Source organism: Paenibacillus sp. 01T47, assembly GCF_056398245.1.
Genome location: NZ_JBFTPA010000008.1, coordinates 227,406 through 253,486 on the forward strand (window position 1 = coordinate 227,406; position 26,081 = coordinate 253,486).

Annotated in this window: 26 protein-coding genes and 1 riboswitch; of the genes, 25 read left to right on the forward strand and 1 reads right to left on the reverse strand. The window is 43.7% G+C overall.

From position 1 onward, the window contains the following. Nucleotide 1 precedes the first annotated feature (1 nt). Together AC1DOV_RS18300 and AC1DOV_RS18305 are read left to right on the forward strand one after the other, a co-directional pair. Nucleotides 2–1,162: a sensor histidine kinase gene (locus tag AC1DOV_RS18300; RefSeq protein WP_477550678.1), complete on the forward strand. Its 1,161-nt coding sequence runs from the start codon at nucleotides 2–4 to the stop codon at nucleotides 1,160–1,162. 7 nt (nucleotides 1,163–1,169) lie between these two features. Then, nucleotides 1,170–1,898, forward strand: a complete 729-nt coding sequence (locus AC1DOV_RS18305; RefSeq protein ID WP_477550710.1) for a response regulator — start codon at nucleotides 1,170–1,172, stop codon at nucleotides 1,896–1,898. A 165-nt stretch (nucleotides 1,899–2,063) separates the two neighbouring features. Here the strand turns inward: AC1DOV_RS18305 and AC1DOV_RS18310 are convergent, their stop codons facing one another. Then, complete coding sequence (locus tag AC1DOV_RS18310; protein ID WP_477550679.1) at nucleotides 2,064–3,629, reverse strand: SpaA isopeptide-forming pilin-related protein; 1,566 nt, start codon at nucleotides 3,627–3,629, stop codon at nucleotides 2,064–2,066. 31 nt (nucleotides 3,630–3,660) lie between these two features. Then, nucleotides 3,661–3,744, reverse strand: a riboswitch (cyclic di-GMP riboswitch). Nucleotides 3,745–3,989: 245 nt separating this feature from the next. Here AC1DOV_RS18310 and AC1DOV_RS18315 point away from each other — a divergent pair. The 23 genes from AC1DOV_RS18315 to argC all read left to right on the forward strand — a co-directional run bounded on the left by AC1DOV_RS18315 (nucleotide 3,990) and on the right by argC (nucleotide 26,074). Beyond that, nucleotides 3,990–4,451, forward strand: a complete 462-nt coding sequence (locus AC1DOV_RS18315; protein WP_339205367.1) for a hypothetical protein — start codon at nucleotides 3,990–3,992, stop codon at nucleotides 4,449–4,451. Nucleotides 4,452–4,632: 181 nt separating this feature from the next. After that, the gene (locus AC1DOV_RS18320; protein WP_477550680.1) at nucleotides 4,633–6,876 is read left to right on the forward strand and encodes an ATP-dependent helicase ComFA; all 2,244 of its coding nucleotides are present in this window, start codon (nucleotides 4,633–4,635) and stop codon (nucleotides 6,874–6,876) included. Further along, nucleotides 6,873–7,757: a ComF family protein gene (locus AC1DOV_RS18325; RefSeq protein WP_477550681.1), complete on the forward strand. Its 885-nt coding sequence runs from the start codon at nucleotides 6,873–6,875 to the stop codon at nucleotides 7,755–7,757. Before AC1DOV_RS18320 ends, AC1DOV_RS18325 begins: the two co-directional genes overlap by 4 nt. Nucleotides 7,758–7,871: 114 nt before the next feature. Further along, complete coding sequence (locus AC1DOV_RS18330) at nucleotides 7,872–8,288, forward strand: TIGR03826 family flagellar region protein (protein ID WP_477550682.1); 417 nt, start codon at nucleotides 7,872–7,874, stop codon at nucleotides 8,286–8,288. Between the two features lie 108 nt (nucleotides 8,289–8,396). Further along, complete coding sequence (gene flgM, locus AC1DOV_RS18335; protein ID WP_339205363.1) at nucleotides 8,397–8,663, forward strand: flagellar biosynthesis anti-sigma factor FlgM; 267 nt, start codon at nucleotides 8,397–8,399, stop codon at nucleotides 8,661–8,663. 8 nt (nucleotides 8,664–8,671) lie between these two features. Beyond that, complete coding sequence (locus tag AC1DOV_RS18340; protein ID WP_477550683.1) at nucleotides 8,672–9,175, forward strand: flagellar protein FlgN; 504 nt, start codon at nucleotides 8,672–8,674, stop codon at nucleotides 9,173–9,175. A 19-nt stretch (nucleotides 9,176–9,194) separates the two neighbouring features. Continuing rightward, complete coding sequence (flgK, locus tag AC1DOV_RS18345; RefSeq protein WP_477550684.1) at nucleotides 9,195–10,754, forward strand: flagellar hook-associated protein FlgK; 1,560 nt, start codon at nucleotides 9,195–9,197, stop codon at nucleotides 10,752–10,754. Between the two features lie 24 nt (nucleotides 10,755–10,778). Continuing rightward, on the forward strand, nucleotides 10,779–11,750 hold the full coding sequence (gene flgL / locus AC1DOV_RS18350; protein ID WP_477550685.1) for a flagellar hook-associated protein FlgL: 972 nt from the start codon (nucleotides 10,779–10,781) through the stop codon (nucleotides 11,748–11,750). Nucleotides 11,751–11,762: 12 nt separating this feature from the next. Then, on the forward strand, nucleotides 11,763–12,329 hold the full coding sequence (locus tag AC1DOV_RS18355; protein WP_477550686.1) for a DUF6470 family protein: 567 nt from the start codon (nucleotides 11,763–11,765) through the stop codon (nucleotides 12,327–12,329). A gap of 100 nt (nucleotides 12,330–12,429) precedes the next feature. Beyond that, the gene (locus tag AC1DOV_RS18360; protein WP_441910219.1) at nucleotides 12,430–12,822 is read left to right on the forward strand and encodes a flagellar assembly protein FliW; all 393 of its coding nucleotides are present in this window, start codon (nucleotides 12,430–12,432) and stop codon (nucleotides 12,820–12,822) included. A 15-nt stretch (nucleotides 12,823–12,837) separates the two neighbouring features. After that, nucleotides 12,838–13,062 (forward strand): carbon storage regulator CsrA, encoded by a 225-nt coding sequence (gene csrA, locus AC1DOV_RS18365; protein ID WP_430056973.1) that lies wholly within the window; start codon nucleotides 12,838–12,840, stop codon nucleotides 13,060–13,062. Between the two features lie 139 nt (nucleotides 13,063–13,201). After that, on the forward strand, nucleotides 13,202–14,551 hold the full coding sequence (locus AC1DOV_RS18370; protein WP_477550687.1) for a flagellin N-terminal helical domain-containing protein: 1,350 nt from the start codon (nucleotides 13,202–13,204) through the stop codon (nucleotides 14,549–14,551). Nucleotides 14,552–14,717: 166 nt separating this feature from the next. Next, complete coding sequence (locus tag AC1DOV_RS18375; RefSeq protein ID WP_477550688.1) at nucleotides 14,718–15,386, forward strand: acyltransferase; 669 nt, start codon at nucleotides 14,718–14,720, stop codon at nucleotides 15,384–15,386. A gap of 263 nt (nucleotides 15,387–15,649) precedes the next feature. Continuing rightward, on the forward strand, nucleotides 15,650–17,173 hold the full coding sequence (gene fliD, locus AC1DOV_RS18380; protein ID WP_477550689.1) for a flagellar filament capping protein FliD: 1,524 nt from the start codon (nucleotides 15,650–15,652) through the stop codon (nucleotides 17,171–17,173). Between the two features lie 63 nt (nucleotides 17,174–17,236). Next, nucleotides 17,237–17,605, forward strand: a complete 369-nt coding sequence (gene fliT, locus AC1DOV_RS18385; protein ID WP_441958790.1) for a flagellar protein FliT — start codon at nucleotides 17,237–17,239, stop codon at nucleotides 17,603–17,605. Between the two features lie 191 nt (nucleotides 17,606–17,796). Then, nucleotides 17,797–18,171: a flagellar protein FlaG gene (locus AC1DOV_RS18390; RefSeq protein WP_477550690.1), complete on the forward strand. Its 375-nt coding sequence runs from the start codon at nucleotides 17,797–17,799 to the stop codon at nucleotides 18,169–18,171. Nucleotides 18,172–18,243: 72 nt separating this feature from the next. Continuing rightward, nucleotides 18,244–18,669: a flagellar export chaperone FliS gene (gene fliS, locus AC1DOV_RS18395; protein WP_430056987.1), complete on the forward strand. Its 426-nt coding sequence runs from the start codon at nucleotides 18,244–18,246 to the stop codon at nucleotides 18,667–18,669. 239 nt (nucleotides 18,670–18,908) lie between these two features. Further along, the gene (locus tag AC1DOV_RS18400; RefSeq protein ID WP_028608231.1) at nucleotides 18,909–19,106 is read left to right on the forward strand and encodes a cold-shock protein; all 198 of its coding nucleotides are present in this window, start codon (nucleotides 18,909–18,911) and stop codon (nucleotides 19,104–19,106) included. 240 nt (nucleotides 19,107–19,346) lie between these two features. Next, nucleotides 19,347–19,892: a ribosome hibernation-promoting factor, HPF/YfiA family gene (hpf, locus tag AC1DOV_RS18405; protein WP_339205340.1), complete on the forward strand. Its 546-nt coding sequence runs from the start codon at nucleotides 19,347–19,349 to the stop codon at nucleotides 19,890–19,892. Nucleotides 19,893–20,032: 140 nt separating this feature from the next. After that, on the forward strand, nucleotides 20,033–22,540 hold the full coding sequence (gene secA, locus AC1DOV_RS18410; protein WP_339205339.1) for a preprotein translocase subunit SecA: 2,508 nt from the start codon (nucleotides 20,033–20,035) through the stop codon (nucleotides 22,538–22,540). Nucleotides 22,541–22,607: 67 nt separating this feature from the next. Continuing rightward, nucleotides 22,608–23,715, forward strand: a protein-coding gene (gene prfB / locus AC1DOV_RS18415) for a peptide chain release factor 2 (protein WP_339205338.1) whose coding sequence is annotated in 2 segments (ribosomal slippage) — nucleotides 22,608–22,679 and nucleotides 22,681–23,715 — 1,107 coding nt in all. Because the reading frame shifts where the segments join, the coding sequence is not laid out codon by codon here. A 105-nt stretch (nucleotides 23,716–23,820) separates the two neighbouring features. Then, nucleotides 23,821–24,705 (forward strand): YitT family protein, encoded by an 885-nt coding sequence (locus AC1DOV_RS18420; protein ID WP_076266175.1) that lies wholly within the window; start codon nucleotides 23,821–23,823, stop codon nucleotides 24,703–24,705. Between the two features lie 319 nt (nucleotides 24,706–25,024). Beyond that, nucleotides 25,025–26,074: an N-acetyl-gamma-glutamyl-phosphate reductase gene (gene argC, locus AC1DOV_RS18425; protein ID WP_441874786.1), complete on the forward strand. Its 1,050-nt coding sequence runs from the start codon at nucleotides 25,025–25,027 to the stop codon at nucleotides 26,072–26,074. Nucleotides 26,075–26,081 lie beyond the last annotated feature (7 nt).

Below are 26,081 nucleotides of genomic sequence, written 5' to 3' on the forward strand. Positions count from 1 at the left end.
AGTGGACCACCTTACAGTCGATATAAATCGAGTCATTAAAAACGCAATCGAAGTGATGGAAGACAGCAAATACCAGATTTATGAAATATGTGAATCCGCGCGCACGGAGCTAGAATCACTCGAGCAGGAGCTTGAAATTGTCCTTCAAGAAACGGTGAAGACAATTGACAAGGTTGACCAGCTGGAGCAAGACTATCGCCGTGCGCGTATAAGGCTGACAGAAGTGAGCCGGGATTTCGTGCGATACAAGGAAGATGACATTAAGTCTGCCTATGAGAAGGCTACACAAATCCAGTTGGATTTGATGGTGTACCGCGAGAAGGAATCCTACTTGAAAGCACGTCGAGATGATTTGCAAAAACGTGTTCGAAATGTAGAAAATTCAATCGAGCGTGCCGAAACGATTGCTTCGCAAATAAATGTCGTACTTGAATATTTATCGGGTGATCTTAATCAGGTTACTCGTATTCTTGAGTCTGCCAAAACTAGGCAGCTGCTGGGATTGAAAATTATTTTGGCGCAAGAGGAAGAGCGTAAACGGATCGCCAGGGAAATCCATGATGGTCCCGCGCAATCACTCGCAAATATCGTTCTTCGAACAGAAATTGCAGAACGTATGCTAATCAAGCAGGAATTTGTGATGGTGCAGGAAGAATTAGTAGATTTAAAAGGACAAGTGCGCTCCGGCCTTGAGGAAATTCGCAAAATTATATTTAATTTGCGTCCGATGGCGTTGGATGATTTAGGGCTTGTGCCGACTCTTCGAAAATTCACTCAGGATTTTGAAGAGAAAACAAAAATACATACCGTATTCGAGCTTATAGGTAAAGAAACTCGGATGCCCTCTGCAATGGAAGCGGCGATATACCGCTTAGTTCAGGAAGCTTTTACCAATGCACTAAAACATGCGAGCGCTTCACATGTAATGCTCGAGATTAACTATCAGCCACAGCATATTTCACTCGTAATTCAAGACAACGGCGTTGGATTTAACAGCGATTTAATCGAGCAGGATGCTACTCGAAACGCACATTTTGGATTGGTAGGGATGAGAGAACGCATTGAGCTAATAGAGGGAAGGATGGATATAGACTCAAATCCCGGTAGAGGGACGAAAATTATAATAGATATACCTACTACTGCCGAATCTAGAAAGGAGTAAGATGATGATGATCCAAAGAGCTGCAAGCAATATGAATACAATCAAAATTTTACTTGCGGATGACCACCAGCTGTTTCGTGAAGGACTTAAGCGGATTCTAAATATGGAAGACGATCTTGAAGTTATCGGCGAATGTGGTGACGGCATTCAAGTTTTGGAGTTTTGCAATCATACCATTCCTGAGATTGTCCTGATGGATATTAATATGCCTATAGAGAACGGTGTCGTGACGACTGAACGATTGAAAAGTATGTTTCCTGATGTTAAGGTTATCATTTTATCTATCCACGACGATGAGAGCTATGTATTCGAAACTCTTCGTAAAGGGGCTACGGGTTACCTTCTGAAGGATATGGAGGCAGAATCGCTAATTAACGCCATTCGTTCCGTTGTCCAAGGTCATGCCTATATCSATCCTAAAGTGACAGGCAAGCTCATTAACCAGCTTCGCCGTATGACGTATTTGGATGAGATGGGAATTGTCTCAGGTGCTGCAGCTGCTCAGGAACCGGGAGTTAAGTTCGTTGCTGGCGATGAAAGCCCATTAACACGCCGTGAGGCAGAGGTGTTAAGGCTTATGGCAGAGGGCAAGAGCAATAAGCTCATTGGAGAGTTTTTATTCATTAGCGAAAAGACGGTTAAAAACCATGTGAGCAGCATTTTGCAAAAGATGGAAGTTGATGACCGTACGCAAGCTGTTATCCAATCGATCAAATATGGATGGGTTACACTGTAGTAGCCTTTTTGATCATTACTTACATATCGAGCAAAACCCCGTATCGGTTGATACGGGGTTTTTTGTTTGCATATAAAGTTGCCTTGCAGTGCCTGTGTTAAAGAAAAACACTCCTAAGCTGTATAAAACCAGCCTAAGAGTGCGTGGTGAAACATATAATCTTAACTATTTTCTTTGTTTTTGTCTGCGAAGAGAAATGAATCCCGCTGAAAGGGCAAATGCCCCGATGAGATAATAAGGAACCGGACTGCTTTCGCCTGTTTTTGGCAGAGTAGCAAGCGGGACTTGATCTTCATCTACAGCAACAACAGGATCGATTGGCGGCTCGCCTTCTCCACCTTCAGTAACTCCTCCAACAGGTGGATCTTCATCATCAATTTCAACAATTGGTGTTGCTTCAGGTGACGATGTAGGTGTTGTCGTTACCGTAGTTGTAGCAGTAGGTGTGTTGTTAGGCGTGCTCACAGGTGTGGAAGGTGGTGTAGTGTTAGGTGTGCTCTCAGGTGTAGGAGTTGGTGTAGCTGTAGGCGTGCTCTCAGGTGTAGGAGTTGGTGTAGCTGTAGGCGTGCTCTCAGGTGTAGAAGTTGGTGTAACTGTAGGCGTAGTCTCAGGTGTAGGAGTTGGTGTAGCAGTAGGTGTAGTCTCAGGTGTCGATGACGGTGTTGGAGTAGGCGTAGAGCAGGTTTCGCCTTCATTCACAAGTGAAAGCTCCTTCTCCTTGCCCCAATGGATCTTCAGCGTATTAGGTACAGCTTGTGGATCAGTTGGGCTGACGAGCTCCGTATTTGTTGAAAAGCTTACGGAACCTTTTCCAGGTATTACGCCGTTTCCTGTTTGAGTGGAATTCGGAATTTCCCATGAATAAGAAACCTCGATGTTACTCTCGTTACTTACTTTCCATGTTCTTGTTTTATTTGGATCGGCGGAGCAGGCTGTTTCAAGTTTGAGCTTAGCCGTATTGATAACTGCTTTTTGCACAGAGTTATCTGTGGTTACTACGATCTGCTGGGTAGCCACTAAATCGGTGGTAAAGCCATCTAAGGTTAATTCTTTTAATGTATAGGTACCGATAGGTAATTCGTTGAATTGCAAAATACCGTCACTATTGGTAACACCGCTTTTGACTAATTTACCGTCTTTCCAAAGCTCGAAGGTAATGCCTGCATGAGGAGCGCCCTCGACATCATTTAAATGTTTATTGATGATGATACTGCCCGTACAGCTGTTCGAAAGCTTTAGATTCCATGCTAAAATTTTGTCACCATGAGCGCCGGGACCTAATGTTTTAATTAAATCTCCGCTATAGATATCTAATTGATAAGGCAAACATTTTGGAATGTTAATCGTAACGGAGTAAGTACCTGCTTTTGGATATATAATAGACTGTCCCTCAAAAAATGTTTGCTTGTTGTATGGAATGGTTGTATCGCCGGGTCCAGGTGCCCAGTCAGCAGGGCCTTCATAGCCGGAGAAGCTGACTCTAACACAATCTTTTAGCGTCTGGAACGTAGCGGTAGCTGTTCCGTTATTATTGACTACGATATTGGAATGCGTGGCAATGACATCCTTGCGATCTGATGAGTACTGTGGACAGCTATTCTCATCTACGAGTGCCGCAGCATTCGTACCTTGATTGCTATCACCTTCGGCCATGGCAATGGAACTAAGCGACAACGAAAAAATTAATAACAGAGCCAGGGCTAAACTGATTTTTTTCCTAAAATAACGCATCTTTCACTCTCCTCTTAGATACGTAGTGGGGTTCCAAGAGGGCCGGTTACACTACTAGCTCCATATAATCCAAGTGTCCAATTGTAGATTATACTTCATCGCTTCCCTAGTTATTTTGATTGTGAAAATCCACTCTCCCTTTCTATATGCGTGCACCGGTTAGATATGCATGCTTTCATATTAAAATGATAACATGTATTGGAAATTGCTCAAGGGTGTTTCTTTGTCAGAAAATGACTAATAATCAGCATAAAGCAGGATATAATTTTGGCATAACACACATTTTGTCACCTTGTCCCTTGATTGCGGAACCAGTGGGCTCTTCATGGCATATAGTGTCACAAAGAGGAGGTGGCCGCCATGTTTGAACTTCTACTTCTTGTTATTGGCTGTTATGCTTTGGCTGCATTGTCGGTGCATCTGGCGTATCGAATTTGGCGAGGGCGCCAGCAATCCAGCAAGCATTATGTGCTCGTAGCTGACGTTCAGCAAAACAATATGGAATGGTATGTACGTTCGCTGTTTTCTTTCTCTCGGCGAATGGGGAAAAACGTTCGTTTGACGATCGTAGATCAAGGGGTTACAGAGGAGACACTGGCTATTGTTGAACGATTAGCTAGAAGGGGCGATGAGGTCAGGATTCACTCTAATGGATCTAACCCGTTGTCTGGAAGCGAAGACGGTAAGCGCTCTCAAACAGAGGGTGTGGATGGAACTCAGCTGCTATGGCTGCTCCAGGCAGAAGGAGTTGTGTCGCTTTCCGATCATGCGGTGCTAATTGATTTGCAAAATCCGACAGATTTGTCGAAAATGCCATTTTAGTATATACTCTACGGTAATGAAATAGTCGGAGTGAAGCACACTCAATAACGCAAATGCGTTGTTGGGTGTGCTTTTTTTTGTTTACAGTGCTTGCAATTTGTCTGGGAAGGGAGAGGCTGTATTTAACTTAACAGATGAATAATGAAATTAGTTCTATAAAGTGTCAAGGGAGCGAATAGAGATGAGGGCACAATTGTATGTTGTGAAAGTGAATGGATGCTGGCAGGCTCGACTGACTATCAAAGCAATGGTGGATAAATACTTCTGGATGCATGGAGCGTTTGGTGAAGCGGGATTCTTGAACAACGAGATCGCAGAGGAGGGATGGCTGCTAAAAGAAGAACTGCCGCTCGGGGATGCGTGTATTGCAGTGGAGCTTTGGGATGCGGCTATAAAACGTGGCAATGGCGGCAGAAATAACGCGAGTAAAAGCTTAAATGAGGGGGGACGGAATGCTGATTATGAGGCGATTGAGCTGTTGGCGGCATGTGCGGAGGAAGCAAAAGCTGATGGGGCGGGTGGAGATGCAGCAACTGGCGGGTTGAATAGTAGTAATCAGAAATCTAGCGAGCTGGAGAGAAATTATCGGAAATACAGTGGTGGAGTAGAGCAAGCAGTTCATAATGGCAAGATTAGTTTGGGGAGTCGTTGGCGCTTTTTGGGTAGCCGAGGGAAGCGGAAAGGAGCGTTGGCGATAGAGAGGCTTTTTGGTTTAGTGGAGAGGTGGGAGAAGGTAAGGGGCGCTGTGGTTGGGGAAATCGGAGGAGAAGCGATTGCGAATAATGGTGAAAAGCGTAGCAGCGCTAAGCGTGTGGGTGGCGAGGAGGCGGGAGTTTATAGCGCTGAAGAGCTGGGAGAGTTTGCGGCAGGAGCGAAGCTTGCCGCGGGTATGCTGCAGGGACGTGCGCTTTTGCGAAGCGAGGCGCACGCCCTGTTGTCTAGCGCAAGCTGTCCCGGTGCCGCGTCAAGCTGGAGAGAATTGCTCCAGCTTGCTTCGCTGCTCGGGCAGGTGCGCCTGAGCGGATCAATAGCCGCCGTGGGTGGCGGGCGATTGGACGCTTTGGGGCGCCGCAGGCGGGAGCGCAGCTGTTTGCGCTGTGGGAGCGGCGAGGCGCAAATGCACCGCACGGCATGTGCAGCGTGCGGGAGGCACTGCGCCTATTGCATGGCGTGCATTGGGATGGGGCGAAGCCGGGAATGTGAGCTGCTTATTACGGGGCAGCGCGCGGGGTTGAATTGGGCAGAGACGACGGTTCGCGGCTCTGGTAAGGGGTTGAGGCCGCTGACGTATGAACAGCGGCTTGATAAATGGGGGCTTAGCCCTGCGCAGACAGCTGCAGCAGCTAAGGCGCTGCAGTTTGTGGAAAAGCCGCCGATAGATGCGGCTTTATCAAAGCTGGACAAGCAGCGCCAGATGAGAGAGTTTCTTCTTTGGGCTGTAACAGGAGCGGGCAAGACGGAGATGATTTTTCCGCTTGTGGAGTCTGTCCTGCTGCGCGGTGGAAAGGCACTGATTTCCACACCGCGCCGTGACGTGGTGATCGAGCTTGACCCGCGTATTCGGAGAGCTTTTCCTAAGGCTTCAGTCGTAACATTATACGGTGGTAGTGAGCAGCGCTGGGAAAGCGGAGATATTACGCTTGCGACTACGCATCAGCTGATGCGATTTTATCAAGGCTTTGATCTCGTTGTAGTTGATGAACTGGATGCGTTTCCTTTTGCGGGTGACCCGCTGCTGCATTTTGCAGCAGACAAGAGCTGTGCGCCAGGTGCTGCTCGTTTGCTGCTGTCCGCTACGCCGCCTAGTGAGCTGCAAAGAGCAGCAAAACGCGGGAAGCTCCCTCATGCAAGAGTACCTGTTCGTTATCATCGTCATCCGCTTCCCGTACCCAAGCTTCTACAAACGCCTACAGTAAAGCAGATGCTCCAGCACCGCAAGCTGCCGTCAAAGCTCTTAGCAGCCATGCGGTCATCGCTTGATCGCGGTGCCCAGCTTTTTGTATTCGTGCAGCAAATTGCTCAAACCGAGCCTATGGCGGCTTTACTGCGTGCTGCTCTTTCACATGCTGTTGTTGCGGCAACCTCTTCACAGGATGAAGAACGAACGGAGAAGGTGCAGCGTTTTCGCTCACGGGATATACGAGTTCTAGTCACAACTACCATTCTAGAGAGGGGCGTAACGATTCCTAAAAGCGATGTCTATATTCTCGACGCGGACGGAAGGTTATTTGACGAGGCTTCACTGGTTCAAATGGCTGGAAGAGCAGGCCGCTCTGCGGATGATCCATTCGGTCGTGTGTACTTTTGCAGCCATGATCGCAATCGACCACAGCTGCAGGCGGTACGCCATATTCAAACGATGAACCGCATGGCTCGCAAGCAAGGCTACTTGCTCCCCGCATCAAAAGGAGGCTCGCCAAAATGAACGTCTCGCCAAGAGCATGGCTGCAGCGTCTGCAATCCGCTTTCACCACATCCGCGCAGCTGCTCGCTCCAACGTCTGCCGCATGTCTCCTATGCGGCAAACCGCAAAGCGAGGCTCGCAGCGCGAGCAGCTACAACCACGTGAAGCTGACGACCCAGCTTCGCAAATCCCTTTGCGGAGCGTGCCTCTCCGCAATACCATGGCTGACCCGCATCGCCTGCCGTAGATGCGGGCGCGGCATCCCATGCGAAGACTGCATACGTCGTCCGCATAGCGCATTCATATGCAACCGCAGCGCGGTTCATTATAATCAAGCCATGCGAGCGATGCTCGCCTTGTACAAATATAGGGGCAATGAGCGGCTTGCTCCTTTGCTCGGGGACATGCTCTTGCCTGCATTCGAGGCGATGACCTTTGAAATTATTCAACAGTCTATCGTGGCAAGCAGCAGCAGCCGCAAACCAAAAATATCGATAGCAGACTGCTGGGATGCTGTTACCTACGTTCCTGTAAGTGAAGAACGAGCAGCAGATCGGGGGTTCAACCAAGCGGAGCAGCTCGCCAGCCACATCGCGAGGCGTTTTCAGCTGCCGCTTATGGAATTGCTCATTCGTTCGCGACATTCAGAGAAGCAGAGCTTCAAAACGCGCTCCGAAAGAATGCGCGATACGCAATCTCTTTTTGAAGTGAATACGAACAATTTGAGCTTATTAGCCTCTGAATCCCATAGCAAAAAGCATCTATACGATAGAGCTATTCGTATACTTTTAATCGATGATATCTACACAACTGGAAGCACGGCAGAAGCCTGCTCTAAGGCTCTGCACCGTTATGTGGAGCTTCCGCTCGATATCTATATTTTGACCTGGGCTCGTTCATAATCCAGCTAGGCTGATAGATCTAATAATTAGATTCATAGTGAAAAAGTTAGTGCTATCGATTAGAATGTAACTAATAGCTAGTATGGTTTTACAAAAAAAGGAGGGCTCAGAGCGATGAACCTAGATAATTGTCCTCGCTGCGGTAAGCTTTTTGCAAAAAACTTTAGAGACGTGTGCCCATCTTGCATGCGAGATATTGATAAAGAGTATGAGCTTTGCGCAAACTTTTTGCGTGAGTTTAGAGGCTCAATTATAACTGAGGTATCGGATGCTACTGGCGTTTCGATTAAGCAAATTACGAAGTTCATACGCGAGGGACGCATCTCTATTTTGAATGCACCAAATATGTCATACCCTTGTGAATCCTGCGGAACGCTGATTCGTGAACATCAACTATGTGACAATTGTCGTTTCCGTATCGAGAAGGACAAGAAGCAAATGTTCCAAGATATATCGAGGAAAGAAGATTTAAAGAGTGCGTATAATCCAACGGGTGTTTATAAAGGATTAGAAAAATACAAAGATAAATGATTTAATTTAAAATTTTGTTGACTATAAAATTTCACTTGACTGAAGCCGATAATACTTGTAAAGGTAATCGGCTTTTTTAGTTCCTGTAAATAATGAGGTGGGTAAACAATGAAAATAAATGAGACGAATCGTATCGGAGCACTTAATCCATACCAGAAGCATTCGGAGTCCAGAGTAGGCGGGACAGACAAGGCTAAGCAGAAGGACGAAGTCCAAATCTCTGCTGCAGCTAAGGAATTGCTATCGACAAGCAAAGCAAGCGGAGCGGACAGAACAGAACATATTGAGCAGCTGAAGCGTTCGGTAGCAACAGGCAACTATCATGTGGAAGCTGGCAAGATAGCCGAGAAGCTGCTTCCCTTCCTGAAGGAGTAATCCTCTAAATGAATGAGTACATCCAGCAAATCATCGTGATTTTGCAAGAGCTTTTAGACGAGCACCTGCAGCTAATTGAATACGGCAACGCGAAGACGTCGGCTATTACAGTGAACCAAGTAGAGACGCTCTCGTATATTTCAAGCAAAGAGAAGAAGAGTCTTCAGCGGATCATGGAACTGGAGCAGCAGCGTATCTTTTTGATAGGGAAATATATGCTTGATCAGAAGCTGACTGCCCATCGTTCGTTCAAAATGGAGAAGCTCATACAGGCTGTATACCAAGCGAATGAGAAGCAGCAGCTTCAGGCGATATGGAATGAGCTGTCGGCAGCACTTAAGAAACTTCAAGATATTAACGAATTCAATCAACAGCTCGTAAGGATGACTCTGGAGCATTTGCATTTTACGCAAGATTTGCTGCTTGGTCCGACTGAGGAAGAAGCGACCTATCATCGTGCTGTTCAAGGCATGGCCTTAAATCGTAATGGCCGCTTTAATATGAAAACGTAACAAGAGAGGACAATATACGATGGCATCCACTTTTCATGGCTTAGAAACGGCAAGGCGCAGCTTATTCACTACTCAGTCTGCTCTGAATACAACTGGACACAACATTTCAAACGCGAATACGGCAGGCTACTCACGCCAAGTGGTGAATATGACTGCATCAAGACCGATAGACGCGGTTGGTTTCTCCAAATCAACAGCAGCTGGTCAGCTTGGTACAGGCGTTGAGGCGTCTTCTATCACTCGGATTAGAGAGAAGTTTCTGGATAATCAGTATCGCAATGAATATAAATCACTGGGTAATTTCTCAGTTCAGCTCGACACGCTCTCTAAATTAGAGGGTATCGTTAATGAACCAAGCGACACGGGCCTTAGAACGGTGATCTCGAATTTTTGGAATTCGTGGTCAGACCTCAGCAAAAACCCTGAGAATGCGGATGGCCGCAAAGTCGTTATGGAACAAACGATGGCATTGGTGGATTCTTTTAATTACACAGCTAAGCAGCTCAGCGATTTAAAAGCGGATTTGACGGAAAATGTAGAGATTAACTTAAATACGGTTAATTCGATTACAACGAGCATCGCCCAGTTAAATGGCGAGATTAGACGGGTTGAAAGCTTAGGTGATAACGCAAATGATTTGCGGGATCAGCGTGACCTGATTACAGATCAGCTTTCGGGATTAATCAATATTCGCGTAGAAGACCAAGAGAGCGGCTACCGCATTACGATGGGCGGTACGGAGCTGGTGCAAGGAACAGCTACTGCTTCTCTGGATTCAGCAGCAATTACTACAGCGGTTGCTAATGGTGATTTAAATAGCGGTGCTATTTATGGAACGATATATGCAAGAGATCATTACGTCGAGGGGTACATCGGAGAACTCAATAATCTCGTTCAAACGATGGCGAATGGCGAGTTTGAGGTTACGCTGCCTAAAGGATCTGTTTTGCCAGAAGGAACAGTATTGAATAACGTAACCTATACAGGCACAAATCGTACACTGAACGAAGATACAAAAGTAACGGTAAAAGGTTTGAATGGATTGCATCAGCTTGGATACTCATTGGCGGGACAAGAAGCGGGCTTGCCTTTCTTTACAGATGCTGCGGGTGGAACTACTGGGCTGAATGCCGGAAACATAACACTTAACCCAGCTATTGTCGCGAATTCCAATTTGATTGCCACATCAATGAGAGTGGCTACGAATGCAGATGGTTCAGAGTCAGTTATAAGCGGTAACAACTCTTTGGCTGTCCTTTTCTCACAAATGAGAGATACTCGTTTCGACTTCGACGCAGGAACAGGTGAAAATAAAAACACGGTTGATGCTTATTTCCGTTCTGTTGTGGGCCAGCTAGGTGTACAGGCAGCGGAAGCAACTCGTATGCAAGCGAATCAACAAATTATCGTCGACCAAGTTGAATCCCGCAGACAATCGGTTAGCGGAGTTTCGCTAGATGAAGAAATGTCCAACATGATTAAGTTCCAGCATGCATACAATGCAGCTGCTCGAAATATGACGATGATTGATGAAATTTTAGATAGAGTTATTAATGGGATGGGCCGAGTAGGACTATAATTTTTAAAGCGGAGGTGAGACATTATGTCGTTTCGTGTAACGCAATCAATGATGAATACGCAGTTGCTTCGTAACATTACAAGCAATATGGGACGTATGAATAATTTGCAAAACCAGCTGTCGACGGGTATGAAGATTAACAAACCATCAGATGATCCAGTTGGTATCACTTTTGCACTGCGCTATCGCAGTGAACTTGATTCTAATGACCAATATTCCAAAAATGTAAGTTCTGCTTTATCTATGCTGGAATATACGGATACTTCTATTGGTCAAGCAGGAGATATTATGCAGCGCGTTAGGGAGCTTTTAGTCAAGGGTGCCAATGGAACACTTGAACAAACAAGCCTTGATGCGATTAAAGTTGAAATGTCACAAATGTATAACCAAATGGTTGAAATCGGAAATAGTCAATTTAACGGAAAACAAGTATTTAATGGTGAAATGACCGGTGAGAAGCCTTATCCAACGATGGGGGTAGACGGTACAACTGATTTGACAGTTGATCCGCCTTTGTTAAAAGCATACCAAGTCAGCTCGGATAACGGTTCAATTAAATATGAACTATCCGCAGGAATGAAGCTGGGAATAAACATTACAGGCAACGAAGTTTTTGGGGCGGGTATATCTCCTACGGCAACAAAAGCGGAAATAGAGAGCAGTGACAATGTCTTTTTACTGCTTCAACGAGCAAATGATATGCTTAGTTCCAGCGATCAAGATGGAATTTCTAAATTGATAGGGCAGGTAGAGAGCCGTATGAATACGATGCTTACGAAACGGGCTGAAGTAGGGGCAAAAGTAAATCGCATCGATATTGTTCAAAATCGGCTTTCGGATATTGAAATTAACTTAAAAACGGTACAGGCAAAAACGGAAGATGCAGATATGGCAGAAGTGATTACGAATATGAAGACAGAGGAAAATGTATATCAGGCTTCCCTATCTGTTGGAGCACAGCTTATACGTCCAAGCTTGGTTGATTTCTTGAGATAGGTGGAGATTAACATGCAAATTCCTCAGATTCAGATTCGTACGCAGGATGCCGCGCTCTTTATTGATGCCGATATGGGCAAACAGCGTCTTGAGCAGCCTGCTGCTACTGTAGATATGGAGCAAATCAGGCCAGAGCAACATTTTCAAACCACCAAAGGACGACTTGAAATTAATCAAGATCGAGTATGGGATGCGTTAGCGCTTGGGAACAATTTGCAAACGATGAGCAAAATATATTCAATGGCTTCTGATATTGCATTGCAAGGCATTGCACGGATTGTGGAGAAGGGCGATCAAATGGCCTCGATTCATTTAGGCGGAAATCCCATTGCAGAAATGGCAAGGGATTGGAAACGAACTTTTCCTGAATATGATTTCCGTGGGGAAGCTTCCTATGATAATATTGATATCGAGTATATTCCAGGTGAACTCACGATTGATACCACTCCAGGTCGAGTCGATCTTAATGTTCAAGTGAACAAGCCTATTCATGAATATGAGCGCGGCAAGCTGGACATTTATATGAGCCAATATCCTAAAGTGGAGATTATTCCACCACAGCTCGATCAGCTTATTTAGACGTTACTGTTTTTTTAGACTATAGATCATTTGCGCACGACGCATGAGATCTATAGTTTTTATTTTTAATAAATGAGGAATCCTAATAGGGGGTTATGAAGTGAATACAGAACAGTTAATTTATCAATTTGAACAAGGTATTCCAGGTTTCGAGCATTTGAATGACTTTGTATTCGAAGAAGTAGGAAACGACCTTCCAATGAAGCTTATGAAGGCTTCTGAGGACGAAACGATATCGTTGCTCGTTGCGAGTCCATTTTTATTTTATCCAGATTATGAATGGGAACTCCCGGAAACCGTGAAACAAGAACTAAGTATTAACGGTGAAGAGGATGTCGAGGTTTGGTCTGTTATAACCATATCCACAGATTTTGCTAATGCAACAATTAATTTGCTTGCTCCGATCATTTTGAATAAAAGAACATTAGCAGGCAAACAGCTAATTCTTCACGATAATACATACAGCTCGCGCGCTCCACTCAATCGAACCTAAGGAGGATGAAAAGCCATGCTCGTTTTATCACGCAAAAGTAATGAGTCTATCATGATCGGTGCGAATGTTGAAATCATCGTACTCGGCGTAGAAGGCGATAATGTTAAACTAGGCATACGGGCACCGAAGGAAGTGGACATCTACCGCAAAGAAATATATATGGCGATACAAGCAGAAAATCGTGCGGCAGCAACTAGTGCGGTATCCATTGAGGATGTATCAAAATTTTTTAAAAAATAATTGTTTTTTTAAATATAAGCTATAAACAATTGATGGAGAAATCCGATAAATATAATAGCGCGATAATAGGACGGCCGAACTATTATCGTAAGCTTCCGCAAGGATGCGGAAATACGAAAATTTCAAGGAGGAAATACTAATGATTATTAACCACAATATCGCAGCTCTTAACACTCACCGTCAGTTGTCTACTAACACTGCAGCAACTAGCAAATCCATCGAGAAATTGTCTTCTGGTCTTCGCATCAACCGTGCAGGTGACGATGCAGCTGGTCTAGCAATTTCCGAAAAAATGCGCGGTCAAATCCGTGGTTTGGACATGGCTTCCAAAAACGGACAAGATGGTATCTCTCTAATTCAAACTGCTGAAGGCGCTTTGAACGAAACTCACTCGATCTTGCAACGTATGCGTGAATTGGCAGTTCAATCTTCCAATGACACTAACACTGCTTCTGACCGTGGTGAGCTTCAAAAAGAGATCAACCAGCTTACAGCTGAAATCGATCGTATTGGTACTACTACTGAGTTCAATACTAAGAAACTTCTTAATGGTGGAGCTTCTGTAACAGGTACTGTTGGTGGAGCAAACGCTGCTAACGTTTCCATTCTAGGTGGATCTGGAGATACTAAAGTTGGTAATTTGACAGCGATTACTGCTACTACTGCTGCAACAGCAGCCCAAGGCAACTCGACTGCTACTACCTTTACTACAAGCGCAGTACTTACTGCAGCAAGTGCAATGACTGTAAATGGCGTTACATTCTCATTTGGAACGACTGATACTGGTCAAAATGTACTTGATAAAATTAACGATGCTAATATCGGTGTTAAAGCATCTTTTGTTGGTGGAGCTTTGACGCTGACTTCTTCAACAGTTGGCAGCAAGGCAGAGTTGAGTATAACTGGTGTAACTGGTCAATTTGCAGGTCTTGACACTACTCTAGCTGCTGGTACAGACGCAGCAATTACAATTGCTGGTACTTCATACACGGCTGAAGGTAATACAATTACTATTCAAAGTGGAGCCCAAAAAGGTTTGCAATTGCAAATTAATGGTACAGCTGCTACTACAGCAAACGTATCGGTTACAGCTAATGGTGGTTTGAATTTCCAAATTGGTGCAAACGAAGGTCAAAACATGTATGTTTCTGTTGGTGACATGCGTGCATCTGCTCTTGGTGTTAACCAAATTGATGTTAATAACGCTACATCTGCTAATACAGCAATTACAACAATTAACAATGCTATCGAGAAAGTTTCTGGCGAGCGTTCGAAACTTGGTGCTTACCAAAACCGTCTTGAGCACACAATCAACAACCTTAACACTTCTTCTGAGAACCTAACAGCTGCTGAGTCGCGTGTACGTGACGTAGACATGGCGAAAGAAATGATGAACCAAACGAAGAACAACATCCTTGCACAAGCTGCACAAGCTATGCTTGCACAAGCTAACCAACAACCACAAGGCGTTCTTCAATTGCTTCGTTAATCTCTACTTCCTATTTAAATTGATATTAAGCCTCAAGATCCGCATTTATAATGTGGAGCTTGAGGCTTTCTTTAAGATAATGGAATTACTCGATAAGTTTACATTTCTTTTAAAAAATAGATTCATTCTATTTGAAATGATTATAAATTGGAAAAGGGGTATGTACGTGCTTCAACAGTATAAAAGTCAGTTTTATCATTTGGGTGAAAATATAGTTTGTAAAGAAGGTATTGTAATTGAAGGTATTGATAAAATGTCCATCGGTGACAATGTAAAGCTAATGCCTAATGTTACGCTTTTAGTAAATCCATATTTCGAGAATGACAAACAAGATGTAAAGGTTAGTATTGGAGATAGGTCATTTGTCGGAAGAAACGTTATCATTGAATCTTTTAATCAGGTTGTTGTTGAAGAAGATGTCTTAATTGGTCCTAGAGTATATATCTCGGATTCACAACACACGTATAGTAATCCTCAACTACCGATTCACTATCAGCCATCTAAATCTATGAGTAATAAATTAGTAGTAAAAAGAGGGGGATGGATTGGAACAGGTGCTGTGTTAGTTGGGGGAATTACCATTGGATATGGTAGTGTAATTGGTGCTAATTCTGTGGTTACCAGTGACGTTCCTTCTCACTGCGTTGTATTCGGAAACCCATCTACTGTGCTGAGAATTTATCATTACAAGGAACAACGATGGATTAATCCTACTAGTGAAGATGAATTCATTCAAATTTTACAGGAGCGTGGTGAGTTTCTTGGGTACGATGATAAAATAATATTGGAGCATATGCAATCACAATTAAAAGAAATAAAGGAAACTTCTAAATAATCCGAAGTATATAATAATGTTTACTGATAAGGGGCTTCTTTCGGAAGGCCCTATTTTGTTACTTGTAAATTAAAAAAACGAGAAAAAGATGTTTATAAATGGGTTGCCACAGTAAGTGCTACAAAAATGATGTAAACTTTATACTGCTATTTTATCTAATTTACCAATTCCCCTAAACAATATTCTATTTCAATCCGATACTACTAGTATTATACTCTCGGGATATTGATTTTAAATGAATGAGAAAAGGTAGGAGGATTTTCATGATAAACCCAATTCGTATGGGAGGCTTAGTCTCCGGTCTTGATACAGAATCTATCGTAAAGAATCTAATGAAGGCAGAGAGCGCTCCATTAAATAAACTTCTTCAGAAGAAGCAAACTGAGGAATGGAGACGAGACCAATATAGAGAGATGAACGCTCTCTTATCAGACCTAAAGAACAAAACATTTGATATGAAACTACAAGGAACCTATCAAAAAAAGGTTCTGGCATCTGACAATGATACGATCGTATCAGCAAAACAAAAAGGTAATCCAACCGCTTCTGTATATAATGTTGAAGTAGATGTGCTTCCAACAGCAGCTAAGGCTGCGACTGTGAAATTTTCTGCAGATAATAGTTTGAAGGATGGAACTATTGCACTTAATGAAGAGTATTCCTTCTCTATTGGTTCAGATCCTAATGATATTATTAAAGTGGAAAAAGGGGATTCCATTAACAGTATATTGGCAAAAGTTAATGCTCTTTCTTCGAAAACAGGTGTGACTGCAAGTTATTTGCAGGATGATAAATCCATTACATTTACAACAAAGGCAACTGGGGCAACTGCAGCTATCACGATTAACAGTACTGATTTGCCAGCTAATAACAAACTCGGTTTATCAACAGGAACGGTGAATAGTAATGCAGCAATAACAGGGTTTTCTACAAATAAAGGTTTCCAATCCTCCGCAGATGCTATAGCACAAACTGTGAAAATTAATGGAATATCCTATTCTGTTAATAGTACAACCTTCACGTTTGACGGTGTTGAATTTAATATCAAAAGCAAAGGAACTACTAAGGTCGATTTGAAACCTGATGAAGATGCTATGTTCAAATCAATTAAGGATTATGTAGATAAGTATAATGAAATAATTGATAAAATTAACAAAAAGGTCGATGAACGTACCTACAGAGATTTTAAACCTTTATTAGCAGAAGAGAAACAATCCCTTTCTGACAAGCAAGTTGAGCAATGGGAAGAGAAGGCTAAGAGTGGATTATTGCGTCAAGACACATTGATCTCAACTGGATTATCTCAAATGCGGCAGGCTTTGATGTCTAATGTAAAAGGCAGCGGTATGGATCCTAAGCTTGATAGTCTCACTGAAATTGGAATTACTACCGGTGCGTATAATGAGAATGGTAAACTATATATTAGTGAAACGAAGTTACGTGAAGCTATTTCGAAAAATGGAAATGCTGTAATGGACCTGTTTACGAAGACGAGCAGCTCTACTGATCCTGCTACAAAATTTAATGAGAGCGGACTAGCAGAACGCTTATACAATCAGCTAAATAGTACGATGACTAAGCTTACTGAAAAGGCAGGCAGCAATGCTTCACTTGTAGATAAGAGTATCCTTGGTGAGGGCTTGAAAAGAATTAATTCGGATATAAGCAGATGGGAAAGTCGATTGCAGGATAAAGAAAGTAGATATTGGAAGAAGTTCACTGCGATGGAGACTGCAATGAATAAAGCAAATGCTCAAGGAAACTGGTTATCACAACAACAAGGTTGAGTTAACTAAGCAATAACGAAGTATTCAGTTTATCGAAGCTTCAGAAAGAGAGGGTTAGTGCTTATGAATGCCCCTCTAGATTCTCTGCTCAACGATTTTTTGATATACACGCTTTCGTTAGAGAAGAGAGTATTAGACGAATATAGTGAACCCGAAGAGTGGCTTGAGCTTCTTAGTAAGAGACAAGAGCTTATAGATCATATTTCAGAATTGTTAGAGCAAGGTGTTTCTTTCACAGATACGCAAAAAAAGGTGTATCTTCAGCCAGCCTATGAAGCGGATAAGAAAATTGCTCCGCTCATGGATGTGAGGAAACGAGACCTTGAATCAGACATGGTCAATATGAAGAAAACACAAGCAGTAAATCAGCAGTATGGCGAATACGGCAGTTCCTATTCGGCATACGGTGCGTTTTTTGATAAAAAGAAATAAAGCAATCATGGGCTTCTCCTAGGAGAAGCCTATTTTTATTTCATATATTTAGAAAAAATGACACTATCAAATCACAAGTTTTCATCTAACACAAAAGTGAATAGTTGCCGATATATAAACTAGGACTATTGATGCGGAAGGAATGATAGGAAATGAACACTAATATACCGTCAACAGGGGCGATTAACTCGTTGAGTCGAAGTACTGCTAGTATTGAAAGCAGTAATTCTGTAGTAGAAAAAATAAGTGTTAACGGGGCAAGCGACTCGCAAAATCTATCTAAATTTACTAGCTCAGCAGAATTGAAAAAGGCAGAGGCCCGCGGAGAGCATGTCGCAATTAGCGAAGAGCAGCTAGTTAAGGCTATAGATAGAGCAATTAAGGCCATCGAAGGAAAAAGCACAAACCTAGAGTTTTCTGTACATAAGCAGACCAATATCATTTCAGTGAAAGTACTAGACAGTACATCGGGTGAAGTCATTCGTGAAATTCCTCCAGAGAAAACGTTGGATTTTGTCGCTAAAATGTGGGAAATGGCTGGTATACTTATAGATAAGAAAGGCTAATTCATTATTGTAAGATGATGAACTCACACAGCGCTTAAATGACACATTAATTTAGTTCTAGGAGGATAAACAATGCAACTTCAACAACGTAATAAGTATCTTCAAAGTACGATTCAAACAGCTACCCCAGGACAACTACTTATTATGCTCTACGATGGCGCTATCCGTTTTTGCCGTCAAGGAATTGAAGCGATCAAGGAACAACGCTATGAAGACGCAAATATAAGCCTTTTAAAAGTACAGGACATTATAAGTGAGTTTATCATTACGATTGATCGCTCTAATCCTATTTCAGAAAACTTGCTTAAATTATACGAATACTTTAATACTCGCCTAATTGAAGCGAACATGAAGAAAGATATAGAGCCGGCAGAAGAAGTGCTTGCCCATCTGATTGATTTAAAAGAAACTTGGATGCAGGCTGCTAAACAATACAATCAATTAGCTGCTCAAGCGAATGGCAACACATTCAAACAAACACAATCAACGGTTGTTTAATTAAAATAACGCTTGAGAGCCGCCCAATGGGTGGCTTTATTTTTTCTGTATATGCCACGCCCGGGCAATAAAATCCAACTTTCGACACGATCCGATAAACGGCATAAATAGCTCAAAAACAAAATGTATTCGCTTACAATAAATTGTTTGACAATTCAATAAAGTGGGTGTTATAGTCAAATTGTGGGTTATACAAAGCGATGCCTCACAGTATTTGAAGATGAAGGGAATGTTTGCACATGCAAGGTAAAGTTAAATGGTTTAACGCAGAAAAAGGTTATGGATTTATCGAGACTGAGCAAGGCGGCGACGTATTTGTTCATTTCTCCGCTATCCAAACTGAAGGTTTCAAAACTCTTGAAGAAGGCCAATCCGTCGAATTCGATATTGTTGAAGGCGCTCGTGGTCCACAAGCAGCTAACGTAGTTAAACTGTAATTATCCGGCTGATCCAGCCAACCTATAATTTGGATCATTAAACAAGTAACTTACACCAAGCTCCGGGAAACCGGGGCTTTTTTTTGTTGTCTGAAGTGAAATAGGTGTCCGTGACTAAGTTGTGACAAGTCTAGTAGTTCTATAGTTTTATTTATCTGAATATTCTAAATTGATAAAAAACTATTTTGATTTGAACGCCTACATATGCTATAATAAGACTATGTAAAGGAGGAGTTCCCCATGAACTACAACATTCGAGGTCAACACTTTCAAGTGACAGACGCATTGAGAGACTACGTCGAAAAGAAACTCAGCCGATTGGATAAATATTTTGAAGCACCAATCACCTCCGATATTAACGTAACACTATCCGTCACCAAAGGTAAACATGCAGTTGAGGTGACCATACCGCTCACCGGTGTCATGCTAAGAGCCGAGGAGAAAAGCGAGGATATGTACGCATCGATCGATCTGGTTGCGGACAAACTCGAACGACAAATACGTAAACATAAAACAAAAATGAATCGAAAGTTCCGCCAAGGTAGCGGTGTACGCGTCTTATTCAAGGAAGAAGGCTCAGCAGTAGGCGTTCTAGAGGAAGAAGATGATTTGGAGCTTGTACGTACGAAGCGTTTTGCACTTAAGCCAATGGATGTGGAAGAAGCGATTTTGCAAATGAATATGGTCGGACATAATTTCTTCGTCTTCTCGAATGTGGACAACAAAGAGGTCAGTGTTGTGTACAAACGAAGTGACGGGAAATACGGTTTAATTGAGCAAGGCTAGCAATCATTATACACAACTTTGAAGAGCCTTTTCTCCTTTATGGAGAGAGGCTTTTTCTTTTACAATCATCCTCGTTGCGGCGGTGTCGACAAACTGATACAATTTAATGCAAAGAGGCGTTACTACGAAAGGGGAATTCCATGCTCGGATTAGTGAAAAAGATATTTGGTGACCATAACGAGCGCGAGGTAAAGCGGATCCAACGGACGGTAGATGAAATAAATGCGATTGAGTCAAAATTCACTGCTTTATCTGACGATGCGCTTCGCGCGAAAACTGAGGAATTCAAAGCAAGAATTGAAAAAGGCGAGTCATTAGATAAAATATTGCCTGAAGCTTTTGCAACAGTTAGAGAAGCATCCAAGCGTACGCTTGGCATGCGTCACTTTGATGTGCAGCTGCTTGGTGGTATCGTTCTTCATGAAGGTAAAATTGCGGAGATGAGAACGGGTGAAGGTAAAACGCTCGTTGCGACACTTCCTGTTTATTTAAACGCGTTGCTTGGCAAAGGCGTGCATGTTATCACGGTCAATAATTATCTAGCGCAACGTGATAGCGAGCTTATGGGACAGCTGTATGGCTTCCTAGGCATGACTGTCGGATGTAATCTTCACGGCTTGTCGCATGACGAGAAGCAAGAAGCATATGCATGCGATATTACGTATGGTACAAATAATGAATTTGGTTTTGATTATCTGCGTGACAACATGGTGCTATACAAAGAACAAATGGTTCAGCGTCCTCTTTATTTCTCCATTATCGATGAAGTGGATTCCATTCTTGTCGATGAAGCGCGGACTCCGCTTATTATTTCAGGACAGGCTGCTAAATCAACAGAGCTCTACTTCGCCGCAGACCGCTTTATTAGCCGTTTGAAGCCTGAAGAGGATTTCACGATCGACATTAAGCTTCGCAGCGTTATGCTGACTGAGGCAGGCGTTGAGAAGACGGAGAAGGCATTCCAAATCGAGAACCTATTCGATCATGCGAATGTAACGCTTAACCACCACATACAGCAAGCGCTGAAAGCGAACTTCATTATGAAGCGCGATGTGGATTATGTTGTGGAAGAAGAAGAAGTTGTCATCGTTGATGAATTTACTGGTCGTCTAATGTCTGGACGTCGCTATAGCGATGGTCTTCACCAAGCGATTGAAGCGAAGGAAGATCTGAAGGTTCAGAACGAGAGCATGACGCTTGCGACAATTACTTTCCAAAACTACTTCCGTATGTATCGCAAGCTTGCTGGTATGACGGGTACTGCGAAGACAGAGGAAGAAGAGTTCAAGCGTATTTATGGACTCGACGTTATTCAAGTCCCTACTAACCGTTCCATGATCCGTAAGGATATTGCAGATGTTGTCTACAAATCCGAACTCGGTAAATTCAAAGCGGTCGTAGAAGAGATCGTAGAACGCCACAGTAAAAATCAACCAGTGCTCGTAGGTACAATTTCTATCGAGAACTCGGAGAAATTATCAGATATGCTGAAGCGCAGAGGCGTTACGCACAAAGTGCTCAACGCGAAGTTCCATGCGGAAGAGGCAGAAATTATTTCGCGCGCTGGTCAAGCAGGCTCCGTAACGATCGCAACGAACATGGCTGGTCGTGGTACCGATATTTTGCTAGGTGATGAGGTTGCTGAACTGGGCGGCTTGCATATCATTGGTACAGAGCGCCATGAAAGCCGTCGGATCGATAACCAGCTGCGTGGTCGTGCTGGACGTCAAGGCGATCCAGGTTCATCACAGTTTTATCTATCGCTTGAGGATGAGCTGATGCGCCGCTTCGGTTCTGAAAACATTATGGGTATGATGGATAAGCTGGGACTGGATGAGGATCAACCGATTGAGAGCCGGATGATTTCTAGAGCGATTGAATCTGCGCAGAAACGCGTTGAGGGCAATAACTTTGATATTCGGAAAGTTGTTCTACAATATGATGATGTCATGAACCAGCAGCGTGAGGTTATCTATAAGCAGCGCCGTGATATTCTTGGTTCGGAGAACATCCGCCAAGAAGTTATGGAAATGCTTAAGCCTGTCATCGAACGCATTGTTGAAGCTCACTGTTCGGAGGACATTCCGGAGGAGTGGGATCTTCAAGCAATCGTTGATTATGCGCAAGCGAACTTCCTGCAAGAAGGATCTTTGACCAAGGAAGAGATTTGGGGCAAAGAGAAGGAAGAAATCATCGACTACATTTATGCTGAAGTTGTTGCTTCCTATGATGAGCGTGAAGCAGAGCTTGGGGAAGAAACGATGCGCGAATTCGAGAAGGTTGTTGTGCTTCGTGCGGTAGATAGCAAATGGATGGATCACATCGATGCGATGGATCAGCTCCGTCAAGGTATCCACCTGCGTGCATACGGCGGTACGGATCCGCTTCGTGAATATCAATTTGAAGGCTTCGAGATGTTCAAGGAAATGATCGAGAGCATCCACGAGGAAGTTGCAAGATACATTATGAAGGCACGCGTAGAGAGCAACCTGGAGCGTCAAGAAGTAGCTCAAGGCCAAACGACTACAACAAGCGGCGGCGGAGAAGCTATGGAGAAGCGCCCTGCTAAGCGTGAGGATCGTGTAGGTCGTAATGATGCATGTCCATGCGGCAGTGGCAAGAAATACAAGCAGTGCCACGGCAAGTAAGGAACGGCATCAAATAGCATGGCATAAAATAAAGAATGAACCATTATTTTGAGGTGAAGCGGAAGCTATGATAGACATAACGGTTAAACAAGACCTGCGTGAAATGGCCAAGCGGCTCCAAGAGCTTAGGGGGTCCCTTTGACTTAGATCTTAAGCAAGAAATGATTGCTAATTTCGAGGAGAAGATGACATTCCCTGATTTTTGGGATGATAATGACAAAGCGCAAAGCGTTATTTCTGAGCTTAATGCGGTGAAGTCAGTTGTGGATCATTACGACGGGTTGAACAGCGAGCAGGAAGATCTTCAGATGATGCTGGAGCTGGCGGAAGATGAAGGCGATGAATCGCTTGCATCAGACGTCGTGAGCGGCGTGGAGAAGCTCATGCGCAAGATTAGCGAGTTCGAGCTTCAACTGCTGCTTAATCAGCCTTACGATAAGCTTAATGCGATTCTTGAGCTTCATCCTGGCGCTGGCGGTACGGAGTCTCAGGACTGGGGTTTAATGCTTTACAGGATGTACACGCGCTGGGCGGAGAAGAGTGGCTTCAAGGTTGAGCTTCTTGATTACTTGCCCGGTGATGAGGCAGGCATTAAAAGTGTTACCATTTTGGTGAAGGGCTTTAATGCTTACGGGTATTTGAAGGCAGAGAAAGGCGTACACCGTTTGGTTCGCATTTCTCCGTTTGATTCTGCGGGTCGTCGTCACACGTCGTTTGCTTCCTGTGATGTAGTCCCAGAAATCGATGACAGCATTGAGATCGAAATCCGAACTGAAGATCTGAAGGTGGATACGTACCGCGCGAGTGGAGCAGGCGGACAGCACGTCAATAAGACGGAGTCGGCTATACGTATTACCCACATCCCTTCAGGCATTGTGGTTGCTTGCCAGCAGGAGCGTTCACAAATTCAGAACCGGGAACGTGCGATGAAGATGCTTCGTTCTAAGCTGTATGATCGGAAGATCGAGGAGCAGATGAAGCATTTGGCGGAAATACGCGGCGATCAATCGGAAATCGCGTGGGGAAGCCAAATTCGTTCTTATGTTTTCCATCCCTATAGCATGGTGAAGGATCACCGTACTTCTGTAGAGACAGGTAATGTCGGTGCGGTTATGGATGGCGACATCGACCCTTTTATCGATGGATATTTGCGTCATCAGATTCGTCACGAGTAATTTGCGACCATATACAAATGGATAGCTTCAGTGAAGAGTTCCAACACGGTAAACGTGTGGAACTCTTCTTTTTGCGATAATCGGCTTGCGAGGAGATAAAAAGGGATGAAAGAAAGCACGGCGAAGCGGAGAAAAGGTGGACGCAGTTATAGTCCGCGAACCCAATCCGTATGGAATATTGTTCAACTTCTGATTGGTTCAGCTATTGTAGCGATTAGCTTCAATATGTTCATGGTACCCAATGGAATCGCTTCTGGGGGCGTATCGGGTATATCTATTCTCGTCCAAAGAGCAGCAGGCATTACTCCTGCTGTCACGCAATGGGCGATTAATATTCCGCTGTTTATCGCGGGTTTGTGGCTGCTTGGCAAACGGTTTGGCGCAAAAACAGCGCTAGGATCGATTATTTTGCCTCTATTTGTGCTGCTGTCAAATGGCTGGCCATCACCTACAGACAATCCGTTGCTTGCGGCTATTTATGGCGGTATCGGGGTTGGTTTGGGGCTTGGCCTTGTTTTTCGAGGAGGGGCTTCGACAGGTGGTTTGGATTTAGCTGCGCAAATTTTACATCGCTACACAGGCCTTCCGCTTAGCTTAGCGATCGTTTGTTTCGACGGCTGCGTCATTATTGCGGCTGGAATAATCATTTCTCCTGAGGTTGCGCTATACGCTTTGATTGGTTTATTCGTGACAAGCAAGACGATTGATTTTGTACAAAGCGGATTACAGCTATCTAAGGTAGCATTTATAATCAGCGACCATTCGGATGATGTTGCCGAAGCGATTCTTAATGATTTGGATCGTGGTTTGACGCGGCTTGACGGTCATGGCGGATATACTGGCGTAGGGCGAACGGTATTAATGGTAGTAGTCGGTCAGAATGAAGTGCCGAAGCTAAAGCAAATTGTGAAGTCTATTGACCCTGGCAGCTTTGTGATAATTAGCAATACAGCAGAGGTAATTGGTCAGGGCTTTAAGCTGGACAGCTAACAAAATAATATCCAAACGATACCATTAACGAGTTTTTTGTGCTAAAATAAAACGAGAACATTTGTTCCTGTTATGTTGAAAGCATCTCTCAAACAATTCATAAATTGAGCAAAATTATCATCATTTGTTCGTTGTATTAATATGAATTCGAATGTATAATAATACGAAACAATGTGCGTATTTCCATCAACTTCCGAATGTTGTACAATTATAAGTTGTGGAAGAAAACATCCTTTCCGCGTGCGGAAAGAGCAATAGATGAAGCTGCATAGCAGGGGAAAAGATAGCTTGCAGCATCTAGTTTCGGGGAGAGATTAACATGAGCATAAAGGTGAAAATAGCGATTATCGGTTCAACTGGCTATGGCGGTGTAGAACTCATTCGATTGCTCGCATCCCATCCGCTGGCAGAGGTGACATCGGTCATTTCGTCATCCAGCGCAGGTACGTCAATAACAGAAGGATATCCACACCTCATCGGCATTAGCGAAGAGCTTCTTGATGATGTCGATCCTGCTGCGATTAAAGCAAAGGCAGATGTTGTATTTCTAGCTACACCTGCTGGCGTAGCAGCTAAGCTGGTTCCAGCTTTGCTTGAAGTTGGTTTGAAAATTATTGATCTATCAGGAGATTTCCGTTTGAAATCACCAGCATTATATGAGCATTGGTATAAGAAGCCTGCAGCGGATGAGGCTTACTTGAAGCAAGCCGTGTTTGGCCTTGCTGAAATATACGGCGACCAAGTGAAGGATGCTCCATTTATTTCTAATCCAGGTTGTTACCCAACTGCGACGCTGTTAGGGCTTCTCCCAGCTGTCAAAGAAGGCTGGATTGACCCGTCTACCATCATTATTGATGCCAAGTCAGGCGTTTCCGGTGCTGGCCGCGGTGCGTCGCTAGGCACTCATTATTCAGAACTTAATGAAAATTTAAGAGCATATAAGCTAAATCAGCATCAACATATTCCGGAAATTGAAATGGTTTTATCTCATACGGCTAATAAGCCGGTCGTGACTACCTTTACAACACATCTCGTACCAATGACGCGCGGCATTATGTCTACGATGTATGCTGTCGTTCAAGGCGAGCGGAGCACTAGCGATTTTATTGATCTCTACCGCTCCTACTATGAAGGACGTAAGTTTGTACGTATTCGTCCAGAAGGACAATGGCCGTCTACTAAGGAAGTTTGGGGCTCCAACTATTGCGATATCGGCTTTGCCGTCGATGAGCGTACGAATCGTGTAACTATCGTTTCTGTTATCGACAACCTGGTTAAAGGCGCTGCGGGTCAAGCGATTCAAAACTTGAACCTGATGATGGGCTGGGACGAGACGCTCGGCTTGCAATTCGTTCCCGTTTATCCTTAATTAATAA

Excerpts from the sequence above, each read along its gene's own strand:
- AC1DOV_RS18310 (WP_477550679.1), bottom strand. The coding sequence starts at position 3,629 with ATGCGTTATTTTAGGAAAAAAATCAGTTTAGCCCTGGCTCTGTTATTA.
- AC1DOV_RS18315 (WP_339205367.1), top strand. The coding sequence starts at position 3,990 with ATGTTTGAACTTCTACTTCTTGTTATTGGCTGTTATGCTTTGGCTGCA.
- AC1DOV_RS18320 (WP_477550680.1), top strand. The coding sequence starts at position 4,633 with ATGAGGGCACAATTGTATGTTGTGAAAGTGAATGGATGCTGGCAGGCT.
- AC1DOV_RS18325 (WP_477550681.1), top strand. The coding sequence starts at position 6,873 with ATGAACGTCTCGCCAAGAGCATGGCTGCAGCGTCTGCAATCCGCTTTC.
- AC1DOV_RS18330 (WP_477550682.1), top strand. The coding sequence starts at position 7,872 with ATGAACCTAGATAATTGTCCTCGCTGCGGTAAGCTTTTTGCAAAAAAC.
- flgM (WP_339205363.1), top strand. The coding sequence starts at position 8,397 with ATGAAAATAAATGAGACGAATCGTATCGGAGCACTTAATCCATACCAG.
- AC1DOV_RS18340 (WP_477550683.1), top strand. The coding sequence starts at position 8,672 with ATGAATGAGTACATCCAGCAAATCATCGTGATTTTGCAAGAGCTTTTA.
- flgK (WP_477550684.1), top strand. The coding sequence starts at position 9,195 with ATGGCATCCACTTTTCATGGCTTAGAAACGGCAAGGCGCAGCTTATTC.
- flgL (WP_477550685.1), top strand. The coding sequence starts at position 10,779 with ATGTCGTTTCGTGTAACGCAATCAATGATGAATACGCAGTTGCTTCGT.
- AC1DOV_RS18355 (WP_477550686.1), top strand. The coding sequence starts at position 11,763 with ATGCAAATTCCTCAGATTCAGATTCGTACGCAGGATGCCGCGCTCTTT.
- csrA (WP_430056973.1), top strand. The coding sequence starts at position 12,838 with ATGCTCGTTTTATCACGCAAAAGTAATGAGTCTATCATGATCGGTGCG.
- AC1DOV_RS18370 (WP_477550687.1), top strand. The coding sequence starts at position 13,202 with ATGATTATTAACCACAATATCGCAGCTCTTAACACTCACCGTCAGTTG.
- fliD (WP_477550689.1), top strand. The coding sequence starts at position 15,650 with ATGATAAACCCAATTCGTATGGGAGGCTTAGTCTCCGGTCTTGATACA.
- fliT (WP_441958790.1), top strand. The coding sequence starts at position 17,237 with ATGAATGCCCCTCTAGATTCTCTGCTCAACGATTTTTTGATATACACG.
- fliS (WP_430056987.1), top strand. The coding sequence starts at position 18,244 with ATGCAACTTCAACAACGTAATAAGTATCTTCAAAGTACGATTCAAACA.
- AC1DOV_RS18400 (WP_028608231.1), top strand. The coding sequence starts at position 18,909 with ATGCAAGGTAAAGTTAAATGGTTTAACGCAGAAAAAGGTTATGGATTT.
- hpf (WP_339205340.1), top strand. The coding sequence starts at position 19,347 with ATGAACTACAACATTCGAGGTCAACACTTTCAAGTGACAGACGCATTG.
- secA (WP_339205339.1), top strand. The coding sequence starts at position 20,033 with ATGCTCGGATTAGTGAAAAAGATATTTGGTGACCATAACGAGCGCGAG.
- AC1DOV_RS18420 (WP_076266175.1), top strand. The coding sequence starts at position 23,821 with ATGAAAGAAAGCACGGCGAAGCGGAGAAAAGGTGGACGCAGTTATAGT.
- argC (WP_441874786.1), top strand. The coding sequence starts at position 25,025 with ATGAGCATAAAGGTGAAAATAGCGATTATCGGTTCAACTGGCTATGGC.